Origin of the sequence: Halosimplex amylolyticum (assembly GCF_051414035.1) — an archaeon.
Lineage (GTDB): Archaea > Halobacteriota > Halobacteria > Halobacteriales > Haloarculaceae > Halosimplex > Halosimplex amylolyticum.
The window spans coordinates 109899-126954 of the sequence record NZ_JBLKNW010000007.1; the positions used below are offsets into that span (position 1 = coordinate 109899).

The window sequence follows — 17056 nt, forward strand, 5'->3', positions numbered from 1 at the left end:
GCCAGCCCGCGGGCTCCGCGGTCAGTCGACGGATTCCGCGGCCCCGGTCGGCGTCAGCGGGACGAACTCCAGACCGCGCTCGGCGAGCAGTCGGCTCGCCCGGTCGGTCACCGACGGGGCGACGAGGATCCCGCGCATCTCCGTCTCGGCGTGGAGGTCCCGCTCCATCGCGTCGACGTAGCGACCCAGCTGGCCGACCGCGTCCGGGCCGACGCGCCGGCGCTTGAGTTCGACGGCCACCGCCCGGCCGTCGGCGTCTTCGCCGTAGATGTCGACGGCGCCGGCTGGCGTCGCCCGCTCGGTCGCGAGCGGGATGAACCCCTCTTCGATCAGGTACGGCTCGTCGAGGATGCGCTGGCGGAGGTCCTCCTCGGTGCCTTCCAGGGAGAGGTCGCGCTCGTCGGTTAGACCGTAGGCCGACACTTCGAGCACGGACTCGAAGCGCACCGCGAGGTGCTCCTCGGGCGTCTCGCGGTGGCTCTCGACCAGTAGCTGGCCGTCGTCGAGTGTCGCCCCGTGCTCGCAGTCCGGCGGTTGCCAGTTGACCGGCTGCTGGCCCTCGTCGGTGTGGACCAGGGCGGCGCCGTCGGGTTTGAGCATCACCAGTCGCTCGCCGGGACCGAGCGTACTCGACGCGCGCCCCTCGTAGTCGACTGTGCAGCGACCGACGACGGTCACCAACGCGCCCGCGTCGATGGCCGCGGCCACGAGGTCCCGGGCGGTCCCGTGATCCGGCCGCTCGCGCGTCTCCAGCCGGAGTCCGTCTTCGACGGCAGTCACGCCTCCCGCTTGCAGTTCCGGGGGTAAAAACCGCGCGACACCGGGCGGGCAACGGCGGCGGGGAGCGGGCGCGGGGAGCGGAGGCGTGAAGCAGAGGCGGGGTGCAGGGGCGTGAATCGGGGGCGAGAAGCGAGGGCTGACGACTAAGATTCCGCCGCCATCTCACCCCCCGGGGGCAACCACAGGAACGCGTCGCAGACGTCGGGGTGTCGGGCCAGTCGGACGGCGAGGTACGCCGTCGCCATCCAGGCGGGCAGGAGGCGGGCGTCGACGGCGTCGCCGAGGACGCCCTTCGCGATACGTGAAAACCGTCGGAGACGCGCGGCGGTCGCCGCGTCGGTCCACGGCACGAGCACGGCGGCGTCACGGACAAACGACGCCGCCGCGTCGGTGCGGGACCCTGCCGTCGCGGCGTCGGTCCCGGTCTGCTGGCCGGTCTCGATGCCCGGCCAGCAGACCAGATACGCCTCGACCGCTCCGTCGACAGCGACCGCGACCAGTGCCTCGTAGCCTCGCGGGTCGATCCGGGCGAGGACGCGGTCGGCGGGAACGGCCGTGCGGACGGGCTCCGGGTCGACGAGGTCGGGGGGTACCCCGTCGGCCCACGCCCACGCGACCAGCCGGTCGAGGTGCTCGCCACCCCACTGGGAGTGGTAGCAGTCGTACCGGCCGTCCGGTCGCGCCACGGCGACCATCGCGCGTGCTCCCACGGCGAGTCGGGTTGGTCCCGGTTTAGTTGATAAAGGCTCGGACGGCCAGGGTGTCGACCGGCGCTACCCGCTGTCGAGTTCGACGAGGCTCTTGAGCGGGACGAGTCGGTGCTGGACCTCGGGCTTCGTGTAGCCCGAGGACTCCTCGGTGACGCCCGCGGTGTAGACGGTCACCCGCTGCTGGAGCACGTGCGGCTCGCCCTGCTTGTTCTTGATGACGTCGACCGACCGCCAGGCCTGGTCTTCCATACCCCGCCACATAGACGGCCGACGATATATCGCTTTGGCGGGGACTCCGAGGGACCGTGAGCGAGTCGAGCGGCACCCGTTCTCCGCGTGTCGGCTACTCCGTTCCCGGGCTATCCCTGCTCGCCGGCGACGAGTGCGATCGACCGGGTCTCTCGGCCGGCCGCGTAGTACGCGCGGACGAGCGAGTCCTCGTCGGCGAACGCGTCCCCGTCGACGCGCCGCAGGGGGACGGACACGGCGAGGGGCGACTCGTCGAACGGATACGGATCCACGCGGTACTCGTCGGCGCCGACGGGCGTTATCGAGAGCGTCGCGTCGTCGCGGGGACCCGTCGTCGGCACTCCCTCGATCTCGTCGTATCCGGGTGGGTCCTCGGTGATACAGAACGCCAGCGAGAGTTCGTCCCACGCCTGGAGGCGCCTGTAGTCCGCCCAGAGCCGCCCGTCGTAGCCGTCCGGGACGCCCGCGGAGTCGTGGAGCGAATCGAGCAGTTCGCGGTCTGCGTCGGACACTGCGGAGCGGTGGTCGTCCGAGCGGAGGCGGTCCAAGAGTCGCGCCTGGCGGCGCTCCTCGCGGGCGACGAACTCCCTGAATTCCTCGGGCGTCTCCGGCCAGCCCGGGGAGAGCCCGTAGCGCCGCTTTCGCAGGCCGGCGCCGTGCATCGAGACCAGCAAGCCGGCGTAGGCGTCCGCCTCGACGACGGCATCGACGCCGTCGTCGTAGAGGGCGATCCAGGGGCCGGGGGGCATCTCGCGGAAGTCGATCGGGTCGCCGTCGTCGCCGAGGCGCGGGTGGCGGTCGTAGTCCCTCCAGCCGGTGTCGTGGGCGTAGGCGGCGAGCGCGAGCGGAGCGAACGGGTCGGGACGGTCGAACTCGACGGTGCCCGAGCGGCCACCGCGCGTGCCCCAGTGGTCGGCGAACTGGCCGGCCAGGGCGGCGTGGTCGGGCTGGGTGACGAACTGGTACCCCTCCGCCGTCTCGGCGACGATCATGGCCGACGTTTCGGGCGTGACCGGCAAAGTACCCTCGCCGTCGGGTCGAGCGCCGACCGGGAGTCTCGCCCACGGCGTTCCGGTCGTCGTTTTAACCCCGTCCGCCTCGTACCCCGAACCCCGCTCGGAGATGACCGACTTTTCCCTGCTACTGGCGCTGCTCGGCGGGACGGTTCTCCTGTTGAGCCTGGGCGCCGAGATCCTCCGGAGCCGCGGGTACCTTCCCTCCGAACTGATGATCGCCACGGCGATCGGTGTCGTGCTCGGCCCCGCGGGGATAGACGCGGTCCGGCTGACTGACTGGGGGGCCCCGATGGTACTGGTCGAGGAGATCGCCCGCCTCACCGTCGCCATCGCGGTCACGAGTATCGCGCTGCAGCTCCCACGAGACTACGTCCGGGAACGGGCGCGGGCGCTGCTCGTGGTCCTCGGCCCGGTGATGGCGGTCACGTGGCTGGTCAGTTCGGCGGTCGCCTACCTCACGGTCCCGGTCTCGGTGGCGACGGCGCTGCTCGTCGGCGCGGTCCTTACACCGACCGACCCCGTGATCGCCACGTCGATCACGCAGGGAAAGACCGCCACGGAGAACATCCCAGTGCGCCTCCGGTACCTGCTCACGGCCGAGGCCGGCGCGAACGACGGCGCCGCGTACGTCTTCGTTTTCTTCGCGCTCTTCGTACTCGGCCACACGGGCGACGCGACGCTCGGCGAGTGGGCGACCACGACCGTCGGTCTGGAACTGGTGGGTGCCGTCCTGCTGGGGCTCACACTGGGGATCGCGGTCGGCCGCGCTGAGCGGTTCCTGAGCGCGAGCGGGGACCTCGACGAAACCTCGGTGTTCACACTCGCCATCGCGCTGACGTTCACCGTCGTCGGCCTGGGGAGCGTCCTCGGAATCGACGGCGTCCTCGCGGTGTTCGTCGCCGGACTCGGCTACAACCTGGCCGCCCGGGCCGAGGACGAGTCGCGGGCCCAGTCCGTCGAAGAGGTGTTCAACCGGCTGTTCACGCTCCCCATCTTCGTCGTGTTCGGCGCGGCGATCCCCTGGGACGCATGGGCGGCGCTGGGCTGGCGCGGGATCGCCTTCGTCGCCGGCGTCCTCCTGTTGCGGCGGCTGCCGGTCGTCTTCGCGCTTCGCCGAGGCATCGAACCGCTGGACCGCCCCGAGGCGACGCTGTTCGTCGGCTGGTTCGGGCCGATCGGCGTCACCGCCCTGTTCTACGCCGCGATCGCAGTCCGCGAGACGGGATCGGAGACCCCCTGGACCCTCGCGACCCTCGCAGTCGCCGGGTCGATCCTCGCCCACGGGGTGACAGCCTCGCCCGCGACCCACTGGTACGGCCGTCTCGACGACGACGCGAAGTGGTGGTGACTCGCCGGTCGCGAAAAACGGAGAACTGAGATCCGCTACAGCAGGTCTTCGACGTTGTCGACGACTTCCTCGGGGGTGTCGCCGACGGGGACGCCCGCGGATTCGAGGGCGTCGATCTTCGACTGGGCGGTCCCCGTTCCGGAGCCGGAGACGATGGCGCCGGCGTGGCCCATCCGCTTGCCCGGCGGGGCGGTGCGACCGGCGATGAAGCCGGCCACCGGCGTGGTCATGTACTCGTCGATGTACGCTGCGGCCTCCTCCTCGTCCTCGCCGCCGATCTCGCCGCACATGACGACCGCGTCGGTCTTGTCGTCCTGCTCGAACAGCGCGAGCGCCTCGACGAACGAGGTGCCGATGATCGGGTCGCCACCGATGCCGACGGCGGTCGACTGGCCGATCCCGCGCTGGGAGAGGCTGTCGACGACCTGGTAGGTCAGGGTGCCCGAGCGGGAGACGAGGCCGACGCGGCCGGCCTCGAAGATGTTGCCCGGGAGGATGCCGAGTTTGGCCTCGCCCGGCGTGATGACGCCGGGGCAGTTCGGGCCGATCAGGTAGGCGTCTGTCTCCTGCAGGCGGCGGTAGACCCGCGAGACGTCCTGGGTCGGGATGCCCTCGGTGATGGTGACGACGAGGTCGAGTTCGTCGACGCCGAGCGCCTCGAAGCAGGCGTCGCCCGCGAAGGCGGGCGGGACGAACACGACGGACGTGTCGGCGTTCTCCTCCTCGACGGCCTCCTCGACCGTGTCGTAGACCGGGACGCCCGCGACTTCCTGGCCGCCCTTGCCGGGGACGGCGCCGGCGACGACGTTCGTCCCGTACTCGATCATCTGTTCGGTGTGGAACTTGCCCTCACCGCCGGTGATACCCTGCACGATGACGCGGCTGTCTTCGTCTACTAACACGCTCATGCTTCCACCTCGTCTGCGTATTCGACCGCACGCTGGACGGCGTCCTCCAGCGTCTGTTCGACCGTCACGAGGTCCTCGTTGAGGATCTCCATCCCCTCGACGGCGTTCGTCCCTGCGAGGCGGACGACCACGGGCTTGGGGATCTCGTCGAACTGTTCGAGCGCCTGGTTGATCCCCTTGGCGACCTCGTCGCCGCGGGTGATCCCGCCGAAGATGTTGAAGACGACCGAGTCGACGTTGTCGTCGGAGAACACCATGTCGAGCGCGTTCGCGATGCGCTGGGCCTTCGCGCCGCCGCCGACGTCGAGGAAGTTGGCGGGCGAACCGCCGTAGTGGTCGACGAGGTCGAGGGTCGTCATGACCAGGCCGGCGCCGTTGCCGATGATGCCGACGTTGCCCGACAGGCGGACGTAGTCGAAACCGTACTCGTCGGCCTTCCGCTCGAGTTCGCTCTCGGCGAACTCGCCTTCCTCCTCCATCTCGGCGAGTTCGGGCTGGCGGAAGAGGGCGTCCTCGTCGACGTTGAAAACGGCGTCGGCGGCGATGACCTCGTCGTCGCCGGTGACCATCAGCGGGTTGATCTCGGCGTCGGCGCCGTCGCGGTCGTCCCAGAGCTGGTAGAGGGTCCGCAGGATCGAGGCGACGTCGTTGGCGATCTCGCGGTCGACGCCGGCGTCGTAGACGGCCTTCCGGGCCTGGTAGGGGTGCATGCCGAAGGCGGGGTCGATGTGCTCCCGAGCGATGGCGTCGGGGTCCTCCTCGGCGACCTCCTCGATGTTGACGCCGCCGCGTGTCGAGACCATGGCGACGGGCTTGCCTTCGCCGCGGTCCATCGTGACGCCGACGTAGAGCTCGTTGACGAAGTCGACCGCTTCCTCGACGAGGACGCGCTCGACGGTGTAGCCCTTCAGATCCATGCCGAGGATGTCCTCGGCGGCCTCGCGAGCCTCATCTTTGTCCTCGACGAGCTTGATCCCGCCGGCTTTCCCGCGTCCGCCGACGTGTACCTGTGCCTTGACGGCGACCGGATAGCCGATCTCCTCGGCCGCGGCGACCGTCTCGTCGACGGTCCCGGCCAGTTCCGAGGCCGGTGTCGGAATGCCGGCGTCGGAGAAGACCTGCTTGGCCTGGTATTCGTGCAATCGCATGTCACTCGAAAGGCGGTCCGGCGAGCGCTTAAATCCCGTTCATCCGGCCGCGAACCCCCCTGTGCGACGGCTGTTATCGAATGTGAAAACTGGGGCACAAGTGATTTAATGCTCGGGCAGTTTCGGCTAAACGTTGGCACCGTTTGGTGCCGATACTCTGCGACCCACCCACCACCCACCCACCCCACTTCACCTACCCCCACCCATCACCCCTCTCTTTGCGTCCCTTCCCCCAGAGCGACGCGTGTGGCGTGAACCACGTCGGCCTGGATCAGCTATCACCGGATACAACGGGACACGTCGGAGCAGCGCCTCCCGGGCGTGGTCAACCTCCAGTCCCCCGAGTGTCGAGTTCCTTATCCGGACTTCGCCCGTCTAGATGGTCATGGAGCCGAACGAATCGACGGTCGACGCGCTTGCGGGGGAAATCGCGGCCGCCGACCGCACGGTCGCGCTCACCGGTGCCGGCGTGAGCGTCCCTTCCGGGATCCCTCCGTTCCGGGGCGAGTCGACGGGCGACGACGCTCCCGATCCGGTCTGGGAGACCCACGATCCCACGGACTTTCATCGCCGGCGGTTCGACGCCGACCCCGCCGGGTTCTGGGCCGACCGCCTCGAACTCCGGGAGACGCTGTACGGCGACGACGTCGAACCCAACGTCGCTCACGAGTCGCTCGCGACGCTGGAAGAACTGGGACACCTCGACACCCTCGTCACGCAGAACGTCGACGGGCTGCACGCGGCCGCGGGGTCGGACTCGGCGATCGAACTCCACGGGACGAGCGCGCGGGTCGTCTGCGATAGCTGCGGTGCGACGCAACCGGCCGATCCGGTGTGGGAGCGGGTGCGCGCAGGGGAACGTCCGCCGATCTGTGACTGCGGGGGCGTCTGCAAGCCCGACGTGGTCCTGTTCGGCGAAGGGCTCCCCGACGACGCGTTCGACCGGGCGCAGGTCGCCGCGCGCCGCTGTGACGTGTTCCTGGCGGTCGGGTCGTCCCTGACCGTCCGCCCGGCCTCGATGCTTCCGGAGATCGCCGCCGAAGCGGGCGCGACGCTGGCAGTGATCAATCTCGACTCGACGGCGTGCTCGGAACGCGCCGACTACGACCTGCGAGCGGACGTGACCGAGGTGCTACCTGCGCTGGTCGAGGCGGTCGAAGCGGCCGGTACCGCGTAGACGGGGCGCCCCACCGCGCCCGGACCCAGCCGGAAGCGTCCGCTGTGGACGAGGGAGTTACAGCTCGACGGCGCCGAGTTACAACTCGACGCCGCTCGGGATCAGGCTGTGCTGCCGGAGCAGACTCCCTTCGTCGTCGTAGACGAGCAAGGTCCGCTTCTCGTACGACGCGACCTCCTCGCCGTCGCGTCGGATCACGACCCGGTAGCACCCGTCGGCGCCGTCGGGGTCGTCGTCGCGGCGGGCGGCGTCGACGAGTGTGCGGATCGACGCGGCCTCCGCGTTGACCTCGACGACGAACTCCCCGGTCATCCGGTTCGCGAGGCTGAAGACGCCGCCGGCGTCGTCGCCGGCCGACTGCTGGCGGAACGCGACGTCTATCCGTTCCCGGTCGAGCGGGTCGCCGGCGGGGTCTGTGAGGCGCTCCTCGAGAAGGTCTTCCGGCCCGTCGTACGACAGCACGGCCGTCGGCAGGTGGTCGCCGTCCTGGTCGGCCTGGCGGATTTCCAGCGTGACGTAATCGCGCCTCATTCGACACCGCACACTATGACGTGCGGAGCCATGAACGTAACGCCGCCAGCGGTTTCCGTCTCCGGGACGGCCGGCCCGGTCGACCGTGCAGTTCGTCGGTCCCGGTCGACCGTGCAGTTCGTCGGTCCCGGTCGACCGTGCAGTTCGTCGGTCCCGGTCGACCGTGCAGTTCGTCGGTCCCGGTCGACGACACGGTTCACCGGGCTCGGCCGACGGCGCGATTCTCTCGACCGACGCGAGCGCGCGGGTCGACCGACGGGACCGGAGCCGGTAACTTTTATACGACCCCGGACGGCGATTTCCCACGCGCATGTGGGTCCGATCGGAGTACGCCGGTGAACTCGCTGTCGTCGCGACCTGGCTGACCGCCCTCCTCCCGTGGTCGGTGTCCGTCCTCAGGGAGTCCCCGGACGGGCTCGACGCCACGTTCACGGTCGTCAACATCCGGTTCGTGTTCGTCCAGTTTCACTACCTGTTCGGGCTCTCGCTGGGCGACCAGTCCCTCGACGGACTCGTGCAGTTCGTCTACGAGATCCCCGCGTTCGTTCCCGACAACCAGGTCCTCGAAGGGCGGATTTGGGTCGCCGCCGCCCTCTTCTTCGCGCTCATGCTCGCACTGAGCGTCGTCTACTACGCCAGGGAAGAGTGGCTCACCGAGCGCTCGCCGGTCGATCCGGTCCGCCTGTTCGGTGCCGGCTTCGCCGTCCTGGCGGTCGTCTTCACCGCCGCGGCGGTGATGTTCTACCAGCACCAGCCCACTGTCCCCGTCGGCGCGCTGTTCATGTGGGTCTTCGCCGCCATCTTGCTCCGAGTCGAACGGACCTGAACGGGCCGATACGTCGACCGGCCGGGCCGCCCGTGCCCCCGATCTCTCGAAAACGAGAATTTCGCCCGCTAGTGCGTGACATGGTCGATACCAGGGGATCTGCGATCTATTACCACGCGGAAACTAGCGAAACGTTTAAGTACTTTTCGTACTTACGTGGTGTTAGGAACAGCGGCGCCGGAATATATGGTTTTCGCCACCGGTGAGCCGCTCCCGAACCCACCATGAGTGATACGTCAATTCGAACGAACGCGGAGGAGCAGGCGCGGGAACGACTGCAGGAGGAGGGTGAGACAGCGGAGGCGAGCGAGCGCGAGTGTCCCGAGTGCAGCGGTCGACTCGACGCCGACACCGAACACGGCGAGACGGTGTGTTCGGAGTGCGGCCTCGTCGTCGAGGAAGACGAGATCGACCACGGCCCCGAGTGGCGAGCGTTCAACCCCTCGGAGAAAGACGAGAAGTCGCGCGTCGGCGCGCCGACGACGAACATGATGCACGACAAGGGCCTCTCGACGAACATCGGCTGGCAGAACAAGGACGCCTACGGGAACTCCCTCTCGTCCAACCAGCGCCAGAAGATGCAGCGCCTGCGCACCTGGAACGAGCGCTTCCGGACGCGCGACTCCAAAGAGCGCAACCTCAAGCAGGCCCTCGGCGAGATCGACCGCATGGCCTCGGCCCTCGGGCTCCCGAAGACGGTCCGTGAGACCGCCTCGGTCATCTACCGCCGTGCGCTGGAGGAGAACCTCCTGCCCGGCCGCTCCATCGAAGGAGTCGCCACGTCGGCGCTGTACGCCGCCGCCCGCCAGGCCAACACGCCGCGCAGCCTCGACGAGATGACGGCCGTCTCCCGCGTCGAGAAGATGGAGCTCACCCGGACGTACCGCTACGTCGTCCGCGAGCTCAACCTGGAGATCAAGCCGGCCGACCCCGAGAGCTACCTCCCCCGGTTCGTCTCGGACCTCGACCTCTCTGACGACACCGAGCGCCGCGCGCGCGAACTCATCGAGAGCGCCCGCGACCAGGGCATCCTGAGCGGGAAGAGCCCCGTCGGGCTCGCCGCCGCCGCCGTCTACGCGGCCGCGCTGTTGACCAACGAGAAAGTGACCCAGAGCGAGGTCAGCGAGGTCGCCAACATCTCCGAGGTCACCATCCGCAATCGCTACAAGGAACTGCTCGAAGCCGTCGACGCCCCCGCCTGAAGAGGCGCGGGCGACGCGACCGCGTGGGTCGCGGCCGATCCGACGGCGCACCGACGACGTGTCGCTCGCGGCGACCCCGTCGCCGCACCGGTCTTTTTATCTCCCGGGCGTGTGTGTAGATATCACGCATGGAGGAAGCGTACGTCAGATTGCTCTGTCCGGAATGTACCAAAGACTGGGAGTCGACGCCGACTGACTTGCCGGAGCACACAGACGTTTATCACTGCCCCAACTGTCACGCGAGCAGGCGGCTCGCGGAGTTCACGCGGACCGACCGCGATCTACAGACGCTGAAAACGCTCAGTTAGCCGCCGCGCTCGATCAGCCGCTCGTCGCCGAGCGCGCGCCACAGGCCTCACACCGCAGGAGGAGCACCCCTCCTTCTCGCTCGAAGTGCGTGTCCGGGAGGCCACACTCCGGGCAGAGGACGAACTCGTCGGCGTACTCGTCGATCGCGTTACTGACGCGTCGGGCGCTGAACTCGCCGGTCAGTCGCGCGCGGCCGCTCTCGTCGATGTGGCCGCTCGTGCCGATCTCGTTCTGCAGGAACTGCATGACGTGGTCGTCGTCGCGCCCGAGCGCGTCACAGGTGTCCTGGAAGTTCTCGTAGACGGTGACGTTCCCCTCCTGGCGGAGTTCGGGGTCGGGCACCTCGAACCGGTCGGAGCTTCCCTCGATGTCCGGCGTCTCCTCGAGTGCCCGGTCGAGCATGTCGTCGTAGTCCATACGGTTGAGAAGCCCGTCCCCGGGTAAAAGTCTTTCAACCCGGGCCCACGCACGGGTATCCGGGCCGAGGGGCGGGAACCCGACCGCCCGGCCGCGATTTCGAGACGCGCCGAGTCGATATCGGGACCCTTTTGTACACGGTTTATAAGAAGGCGCATGTTAACGCGACTCAGGATACTACTATTACCCTCCAGGGGCTAGGACCGGTTGACTATGAAAAAGCAGGAGCTCATTCACCTTCACGGCCTGCTTGCTCAGGTGGAGAATCACTACGAGATGGAGACAGGGGACGAGGTGGAACACGACAAGTACACCACCCTCGGCGTAAAGCCAACGTCCATCCACAAATCGAAAACGGACCACAAAAACGCTGTTTTTGCGCTGGCGAAGGGCATCACGTCCGAGATGGAGACCGAGACGCGCGAGCGCGTCCCGGCCTCCGCTGACTGAACGAGCGGTCCCGTTCTGTCGCACTCAGTTGCATACCTGACTGCCGTCTCTCGCTCTCTCACCTTCCTTCTCCCCTCACGCTCTTTCTCTCTGCCTCTCGCGCCCTTCCCGCTGGCCGCGCTGTCACGTCCTCCGAACGCTCCCCCTCGCAGTCGCACCCGTCGCTCCCGCTCGCCCGGTTTCGACGCTCCCGACCGCTCGGTGTTCAGCGGTCGCTCGACAGCGAACGGCGCGAAAAGGTGAACTGCAGATCCGCGTGCCCGGTGACTCGACCTACGATTCGTCGATGAGTTCCTCGAACTCCGGCAGGACTTCGTCGTCGTCGTTCCGGTCCTCGTCCGCTTCCTCCGGAGCGTCGTTCGCTTCCCCGGACTCCTGATCGTTCGCTTCCTCGTCGTCCGACGATTCGACGTCGTCGTCCGATTCCTCGTCGTCGTCATCGATGACCTCGATCTCGAGGACCTCCAGCGGGATGTTCTCGAGGCGCTGGCCGATCTCCTTCCGGGCGATGCGGGCGGCGTGCTCCTCGCGCTCGACGTTGAAGACGGTGATCTCCAGTTCGAGCGCGACGAGGCTCTCGTCGGCGGCGATGAACGCCGGTTCGAGCTCTTCGCCGCAGTGCGGACACGACCGCTCTCCCATGTTGATCTCGACGTAGTTGAGGTCCGGATTGAGCATCTCGCCGGTCTTCGAGATGGCGATCCGGACCGCTTCGTCTGCCGTTTCGACGTCGTAGACGGGCACTGCGGCCTCGACGACAACTCTGCAGTTCATAGATCAGTATTTGCCTCGCAGCGACATGAAGGTTAGCCTCGATAGCACCCCACATGCCTGCGGGTCGGTGACGTCGCGCGTCGACGTCGCTTCCGGCTCGACTCGAAAGGGAAATGCCGTCCCCGCGCCTGGTCCGTGTATGAGTGAGGAGCGCGGCGCGATAGCGCTATCAGAGTGCTCGGGGCCGTTCGACCTCCAGTCGACCGTCGAGAGCGGTCAGTCGTACCTCTGGGACCGCGCCGACGGCCGGATGTACGACCAGAGCGCCGTCTACGGCGGCGACCACTGGTACGAGACGGTCGTCCGCGTCGACGGAGCGCCAGCGGTCGTCCGCGTCCGGCAGGTCGACGACCGCCTGGAGTGGGAGTCCTCGATCGACCCCGTCCCCGTCCTCCGCGAGCGCCTCCGCCTCGACGACGACCTGCCGGCCATCCGCGCGGCGACGCCCGACGACGACCTGATCGAGCGCGCCTTCGACGCCTACTGGGGCATGCGTCTCGTCGACGACCCAGCGTTCCCCTGTCTCGTCTCGTTCATCTGCTCGGCCCAGATGCGCGTCGCGCGCATCCACGGGATGCAGCGCGAACTGGAGCGCGCGTTCGGAACGACCGTCGAGTTCGACGGCCGGACGTACCGCGCCTACCCGACGGCCGAGCAACTGGCCGCCGCGACCGAGGAGGAACTGCGCGACCTCGGACTGGGCTATCGCGCTCCGTACGTGCTCGCCACCGCGCGGATGGTCGCCGACGGCGAGGCCCACCCCGAAGAGGCGGTCGGACTGGACTACGCGGACGCCCGCGAGTCGCTCACCCGGTTCGTCGGCGTCGGCGACAAGGTGGCCGACTGCGTCCTGCTGTTCGCACTCGACTACCTCGAAGCCGTCCCGCTGGACACGTGGATCCGGACGACCATCGAGGAGTACTACCCCGAGTGCGACCGGGGCAACTACGCGGACACTTCGCGGGCCATCCGCGAGGCCTTCGGCGGCGAGTTCGCCGGCTACGCGCAGACCTACGTGTTTCACTACCTGCGATAGCGGGGAAGCGACGAGAAGTGGCCAGCGGACCGCGACTCGTTACCGCTCGTCGACGGGCGTCCACGATCGGCCGTGGTCGCCGACGTAGGCCGACAGCGGGCGGATGAGTCGGTTGTCGTCGAGCTGTTCGAGCGCGTGGGCCGTCCACCCACCGACTCGTGAGGCGGCGAAGGTGGTCGTGAACAGTTCCTTGGGGACGCCGACGCCGTCGAGCAGCGCCGCGGTGTAGAATTCGACGTTCGTGTCGAGGCGCCGCCCCGGCTTGTGTTCGGCGAGCAGGTCGACGGCCACGCCCTCGAACTCCCGGATCGTCTCGAAGAAGTCGGTGTCGCCGGCTTCCTCGTAGAACTCCGAGGCGGCCGCCTCCAGGACGGCAGCCCGCGGGTCCCTGACGCGGTAGACGCGGTGGCCGAAGCCCATCAGTCGGTCGCCCGCTTCCAGTTTCTCACGCACGTACGTCTCGGGATCGCCGCGCTCGTGGATCGTCCGGAGCATGTCGAGGACGGGACCGGGCGCGCCGCCGTGGAGCGGCCCCTTGAGCGTGCCGACGGCCGCGGTCGCCGCCGAGACCACGTCGGACTCCGTCGAGACGACGGTCCGCGCGGTGAACGTCGACGCGTTCAGCCCGTGATCGATCACCGTGTTGAGGTACGTCTCCAGCCCGCGAACGGCGGGCTCGTCCGGTTCCTCGCCGGTCAGCATGTAGAGGTAGTTGGCCGCGTGACGCAGGTCTTCGCGCGGTTCGACGGGCTCGTCGCCCTCGTGGTAGCGCCAGTACGTCGCGACGATGGTCGGGAAGACGGCGATGACGCGACGGGCGTCCATCTCGGGGTCCTCCGCGCCGGTTCCGAGGTTGGCCGCTGCCGCGCCCATCCGCAGGGCGTCCATCGCGGGTTTGTCCTCCTCGGCCGCCCGACGCAGTACCGCGCGGACCTCCTCGCCGACGCCGCGCCGGCCGGCCAGGTCGGCTCTGAACTCGTCGAGTTCGTCGGCAGACGGCAGCCGGTCGTGAAAGAGCAGGAAGACGCTCTCCTCGTAGGTCGCCTCCCGCGCGAGCTCGTCCACCGGGAAGCCGCCGATGGTGAGTTCGCCCTCCTCGCCGTCGATGTCGCTCAATCGCGTCTCCGCGACCCGGACCCCTTCGAGTCCGCGATTCAGGTTACCGTCGCCCATGGGCACGTCTCTGCGGGTGACTACCAAAGCTTTGTTGGAATACTTCCTGTAATCGGGGCGATGTCCGCGAACTTTCGCCAACGCAAAGGTAGTTTCCACCGATTTTGTCCAATTGTCGACGCGGGTATCGACAGGCGTACTACGGTGCTGCGGAGTGCGGGGGTACGGGGAGTGGCGGGCGAGCGGGCGCGTTGGAGTCCGTCCGGCGGTGCGTTTTTTCATCGCGGAGGCGCTACCGACCGCTAATGACAGACCGAACGCGCGCACACGTCTACGTCTCGGGACGGGTACAGGGCGTCTACTACCGGGCGACCACCCGCGACGAGGCTCGCGAACGGGGCGTCGACGGCTGGGTGAAGAACCTCGACGACGGTCGCGTCGAGGCCGTCTTCGAGGGGCCCGACGAGGCCGTCGAGGCCATGGTCGAGTGGTGTCACGAGGGGAGTTCCCGCGCCCGCGTCGACGACGTGGAAGCGGAGTACGCCGAACCGGACGGGCTGGACGGGTTCGAGATCCGTCGGTGACTGGCGAGAGCCGGGGGCGGCTCGCTCGACCGACCTCGTCCCCGCCAGTCACTCCAGCGCGTCCGCGATGGCGCGGTCGAGGTCCGCCCGCAAATCCGCGACGTTCTCGATGCCGACGCTGACGCGGACGAGGCCATCACGAAGGCCGACAGCCTCTCGTTCCTCGGCCGGGATGGCGGCGTGGGTCATCGTCGCCGGCTGTTCGATCAGGCTCTCGACGCCGCCGAGGCTCTCGGCGAGCGTGAACACGTCGGTGTTCGACACCACCTCGGCGGTCTCCCCCAGGGTGGCGTCGAGTTCGAACGAGAGCATCCCGCCGAAGTCGTCCATCTGCGTGGCGGCGAGGTCGTGCTGGGGATGCGATTCGAGCCCGGGGTAGTAGACCCGGGAGACGTCGTCGTGGTCGGCGAGCCAGGTCGCGAGTTCCCGGGCGTTCGCACAGTGGCGGTCCATCCGTATCGGCAGGGTCTTCGCGCCCCGGAGGGCGAGAAAGCAGTCGAACGGGCCCGGCGTCGCGCCGACGCTGTTCTGGTAGAAGCCGAACTGCTCGTCCAGGGCGGCCTCGTCGGTGACCAGCGCGCCCGCGACGAGGTCCGAGTGGCCGCCGACGTACTTCGTCAGCGAGTGAACGACGACGTCCGCGCCGAACTCCAGCGGTCGCTGGAGGTACGGCGTCGCGAACGTGTTGTCGACCGCACAGAGCGCCCCGTGCTCGTGGGCGACGTCGGCCAGCGCCGCGACGTCGTTGATGCGCATAAGCGGATTCGTGGGAGTCTCGACCCACAGCAGTTCCGTGTCGTCGGTGACGGCCTCCCGGACGCGCTCGTGGTCCGTGGTGTCCACGAACGTGAAGGAGAGGTCGTAGTCCTCGTAGACCTCGCGGAAGATCCGATGGGTCCCGCCGTAGACGTCGTCGCCGGTGACCACGTGGTCGCCCGCGTCGAGGCAGTTGAGGACCGTGTTGATGGCGGCCATGCCGCTGGCGAACGCGCGGCCGAACGCCCCGCCTTCCAGGTCGGCGAGGTTCGCCTCCAGGTCGGTGCGCGTCGGGTTGCCGGTCCGGGAGTACTCGTAGCCGCGGTGCTCGCCCGGGGCGTCCTGGACGTACGTGGACGTCGCGTAGATGGGCGTCATCACCGCACCCGTCTCCTCGTCTGGTTCCTGGCCGGCGTGGACGGCGCGGGTCTCGAACCGCTCCTCCGGAGGCGCGCTGGCCTGCGCGTCACGCTCGCGGTCCGTCCCGTCGTCCGCGCCCGTCCCGTCGTCCGCGCCCGTCCCGTCGTCCGCATCGGTTTCTTTGGCCGCGTCCGATTCGTCGTCCGCGTCGTTCACCTCGTCCGCGTCGGTCCCGTCGTCGGGGTCACTCTCTCCTGTCACGTGTGTTCACTCCAGTCCTCGAAACTGCCGTAGACGTCCTTCGAGAGGTACCGCTCGCTCGAATCCGGAAAGACCGTCACGACCGAATCGGCGGGAGCGGCGATCTCCCCCGCATCGATCGCTTCGGCCACGCGCCGCGCGGCGACGCTGGCCGCGCCCGCGCTCGACCCGACGAGGTGGCCCTCCTCGGCGGCGAGGCGCTTCAGTTCCGCGTGGGCCGTGCGGTCGCTCACCTGTCGGACCTCGTCGACCAGGTCGGGAGCGAACAGTTCGTTTCGCTCGAGGTCGTGCGTGCCGATACCCTCGATCAGGTAGTCGCGGTCGTCCACGTCCCTGCCGAGCAGCGTCGCGAACCCCGATCCCTCCGGTTCGACCGCCGCGACGTGGATCTCGGGGTCCCGCTCGCGGGCGTACCGCGCGAGGCCCATCAGCGTCCCCGCGGTACCGACGCCCGCGACGACGGCACCGACCGCGCCGTCGAGCGCGTCGAAGGTCTCTGGCGCGGTCGTCTCGTAGTGGGCCTCGACGTTGAGGGGGTTGGAGAACTGCTCGGGGACGACCGCGTTCTCGCGCTCGGCGGCGATGTCGTAGGCGCGGTCGATCGCACCCGGGATCCCGTCGTCGGTCGGCGTGGTGACGATCTCGGCGCCGAGCGCGGCCATCAGGCGCTGCTTCTCGACGCTGAACTGCTCCGGGACGACGAAGACGGCGTCGAGGTCGAGCTGGCCCGCGGCGATCGCCATCCCGATGCCGGTGTTGCCGGCCGTCGGTTCGACGACGGTGCCGCCGGGAGCGAGGTCCCCGCGGTCGAGCATCGCTTCGAGCATGTAGCGGCCGATGCGGTCCTTGACGCTCGCGCCCGGGTTGAACGACTCGAGTTTCGCGTAGACGGAGACGGCGTCCGGGGCGGCGTGCACCCGGACGAGCGGCGTCTCGCCGACGGTCTCCAGTACCGAGTCGAGCGGTTCGCCGTGTGCTGTCATGCTGGACGGACGCGGACGCCGGGAACGGCACCCGCGCCCGCGAGACGGTGATCGTTGCCCCGGGACGCGTAAATACCTCGTGCCGGCGACTGCTGTCGATTCGCACGCCCTCGTGTGC

20 protein-coding genes are annotated in these 17056 nt (G+C 68.6%); 8 read left to right on the plus strand and 12 right to left on the minus strand.

The window, feature by feature from the left end; genetic code table 11:
• Positions 1–21: 21 nt before the first annotated feature.
• The 4 genes from nucS to ACMGFE_RS21675 all read right to left on the minus strand — a co-directional run bounded on the left by nucS (position 22) and on the right by ACMGFE_RS21675 (position 2731).
• Positions 22–780 (minus strand): endonuclease NucS, encoded by a 759-nt coding sequence (gene nucS, locus ACMGFE_RS21660; protein WP_436927376.1) that lies wholly within the window; start codon positions 778–780, stop codon positions 22–24.
• Positions 781–923: 143 nt separating this feature from the next.
• Positions 924–1490 carry a DUF6735 family protein gene (locus ACMGFE_RS21665; RefSeq protein ID WP_436927377.1) on the minus strand — a complete coding sequence of 189 codons (567 nt, stop codon included), beginning with the start codon at positions 1488–1490 and terminating at the stop codon, positions 924–926.
• A gap of 63 nt (positions 1491–1553) precedes the next feature.
• Positions 1554–1739, minus strand: a complete 186-nt coding sequence (locus ACMGFE_RS21670) for a hypothetical protein (RefSeq protein ID WP_436927378.1) — start codon at positions 1737–1739, stop codon at positions 1554–1556.
• Between the two features lie 110 nt (positions 1740–1849).
• Complete coding sequence (locus ACMGFE_RS21675) at positions 1850–2731, minus strand: DUF3891 family protein (RefSeq protein WP_436927379.1); 882 nt, start codon at positions 2729–2731, stop codon at positions 1850–1852.
• Between ACMGFE_RS21675 and ACMGFE_RS21680 the strand changes: the two genes are divergently transcribed.
• Positions 2730–4103 carry a cation:proton antiporter domain-containing protein gene (locus ACMGFE_RS21680; RefSeq protein WP_436927380.1) on the plus strand — a complete coding sequence of 458 codons (1374 nt, stop codon included), beginning with the start codon at positions 2730–2732 and terminating at the stop codon, positions 4101–4103. The genes ACMGFE_RS21675 and ACMGFE_RS21680 overlap by 2 nt on opposite strands.
• Before the next feature lie 35 nt (positions 4104–4138).
• Here the strand turns inward: ACMGFE_RS21680 and sucD are convergent, their stop codons facing one another.
• Both sucD and sucC read right to left on the minus strand, forming a co-directional pair.
• Positions 4139–5011 (minus strand): succinate--CoA ligase subunit alpha, encoded by an 873-nt coding sequence (sucD, locus tag ACMGFE_RS21685; protein ID WP_436927381.1) that lies wholly within the window; start codon positions 5009–5011, stop codon positions 4139–4141.
• On the minus strand, positions 5008–6159 hold the full coding sequence (gene sucC / locus ACMGFE_RS21690) for an ADP-forming succinate--CoA ligase subunit beta (RefSeq protein ID WP_436927382.1): 1152 nt from the start codon (positions 6157–6159) through the stop codon (positions 5008–5010). The genes sucD and sucC overlap by 4 nt, the downstream gene beginning before the upstream one ends.
• A 385-nt stretch (positions 6160–6544) precedes the next feature.
• On the opposite strand from sucC, the gene ACMGFE_RS21695 reads away from it, so the two are divergent.
• Complete coding sequence (locus ACMGFE_RS21695) at positions 6545–7336, plus strand: Sir2 family NAD-dependent protein deacetylase (protein ID WP_436927383.1); 792 nt, start codon at positions 6545–6547, stop codon at positions 7334–7336.
• 78 nt (positions 7337–7414) lie between these two features.
• Here ACMGFE_RS21695 and ACMGFE_RS21700 read toward each other — a convergent pair whose 3' ends face one another.
• The gene (locus ACMGFE_RS21700; RefSeq protein ID WP_436927384.1) at positions 7415–7867 is read right to left on the minus strand and encodes a DUF5793 family protein; all 453 of its coding nucleotides are present in this window, start codon (positions 7865–7867) and stop codon (positions 7415–7417) included.
• A gap of 310 nt (positions 7868–8177) precedes the next feature.
• Here ACMGFE_RS21700 and ACMGFE_RS21705 point away from each other — a divergent pair, with 310 nt between their 5' ends.
• The 3 genes from ACMGFE_RS21705 to ACMGFE_RS21715 all read left to right on the plus strand — a co-directional run bounded on the left by ACMGFE_RS21705 (position 8178) and on the right by ACMGFE_RS21715 (position 10203).
• Positions 8178–8693 carry a DUF7549 family protein gene (locus tag ACMGFE_RS21705; protein WP_436927385.1) on the plus strand — a complete coding sequence of 172 codons (516 nt, stop codon included), beginning with the start codon at positions 8178–8180 and terminating at the stop codon, positions 8691–8693.
• A gap of 224 nt (positions 8694–8917) precedes the next feature.
• Positions 8918–9895 (plus strand): transcription initiation factor IIB, encoded by a 978-nt coding sequence (locus tag ACMGFE_RS21710; RefSeq protein ID WP_436927386.1) that lies wholly within the window; start codon positions 8918–8920, stop codon positions 9893–9895.
• A 128-nt stretch (positions 9896–10023) separates the two neighbouring features.
• On the plus strand, positions 10024–10203 hold the full coding sequence (locus ACMGFE_RS21715) for a DUF7836 family putative zinc-binding protein (protein ID WP_274324440.1): 180 nt from the start codon (positions 10024–10026) through the stop codon (positions 10201–10203).
• Positions 10204–10216: 13 nt separating this feature from the next.
• On the opposite strand, the gene ACMGFE_RS21720 is transcribed toward ACMGFE_RS21715, so the two are convergent.
• Positions 10217–10621, minus strand: a complete 405-nt coding sequence (locus ACMGFE_RS21720; protein ID WP_436927387.1) for a translation initiation factor IF-2 subunit beta — start codon at positions 10619–10621, stop codon at positions 10217–10219.
• A gap of 213 nt (positions 10622–10834) precedes the next feature.
• Between ACMGFE_RS21720 and ACMGFE_RS21725 the strand changes: the two genes are divergently transcribed.
• Positions 10835–11071 carry a UPF0058 family protein gene (locus ACMGFE_RS21725; protein ID WP_415381034.1) on the plus strand — a complete coding sequence of 79 codons (237 nt, stop codon included), beginning with the start codon at positions 10835–10837 and terminating at the stop codon, positions 11069–11071.
• Between the two features lie 273 nt (positions 11072–11344).
• Here the strand turns inward: ACMGFE_RS21725 and ACMGFE_RS21730 are convergent, their stop codons facing one another.
• Positions 11345–11845 carry a DUF555 domain-containing protein gene (locus ACMGFE_RS21730; protein ID WP_436927388.1) on the minus strand — a complete coding sequence of 167 codons (501 nt, stop codon included), beginning with the start codon at positions 11843–11845 and terminating at the stop codon, positions 11345–11347.
• A 139-nt stretch (positions 11846–11984) separates the two neighbouring features.
• Here ACMGFE_RS21730 and ACMGFE_RS21735 point away from each other — a divergent pair, with 139 nt between their 5' ends.
• Entirely contained in the window at positions 11985–12881 is an 897-nt protein-coding gene (locus ACMGFE_RS21735) for a DNA-3-methyladenine glycosylase family protein (protein ID WP_436927389.1), read from the plus strand.
• 39 nt (positions 12882–12920) lie between these two features.
• On the opposite strand, the gene ACMGFE_RS21740 is transcribed toward ACMGFE_RS21735, so the two are convergent.
• Positions 12921–14054 (minus strand): citrate synthase, encoded by a 1134-nt coding sequence (locus ACMGFE_RS21740; RefSeq protein WP_436927390.1) that lies wholly within the window; start codon positions 14052–14054, stop codon positions 12921–12923.
• 245 nt (positions 14055–14299) lie between these two features.
• Between ACMGFE_RS21740 and ACMGFE_RS21745 the strand changes: the two genes are divergently transcribed.
• Entirely contained in the window at positions 14300–14578 is a 279-nt protein-coding gene (locus tag ACMGFE_RS21745) for an acylphosphatase (protein WP_436927391.1), read from the plus strand.
• 48 nt (positions 14579–14626) lie between these two features.
• Here the strand turns inward: ACMGFE_RS21745 and ACMGFE_RS21750 are convergent, their stop codons facing one another.
• Positions 14627–15955, minus strand: a complete 1329-nt coding sequence (locus tag ACMGFE_RS21750; RefSeq protein WP_436927392.1) for a cystathionine gamma-synthase — start codon at positions 15953–15955, stop codon at positions 14627–14629.
• Positions 15952–16938: a PLP-dependent cysteine synthase family protein gene (locus ACMGFE_RS21755; protein WP_436927393.1), complete on the minus strand. Its 987-nt coding sequence runs from the start codon at positions 16936–16938 to the stop codon at positions 15952–15954. Before ACMGFE_RS21755 ends, ACMGFE_RS21750 begins: the two co-directional genes overlap by 4 nt.
• Between the last annotated feature and the right edge of the window lie 118 nt (positions 16939–17056).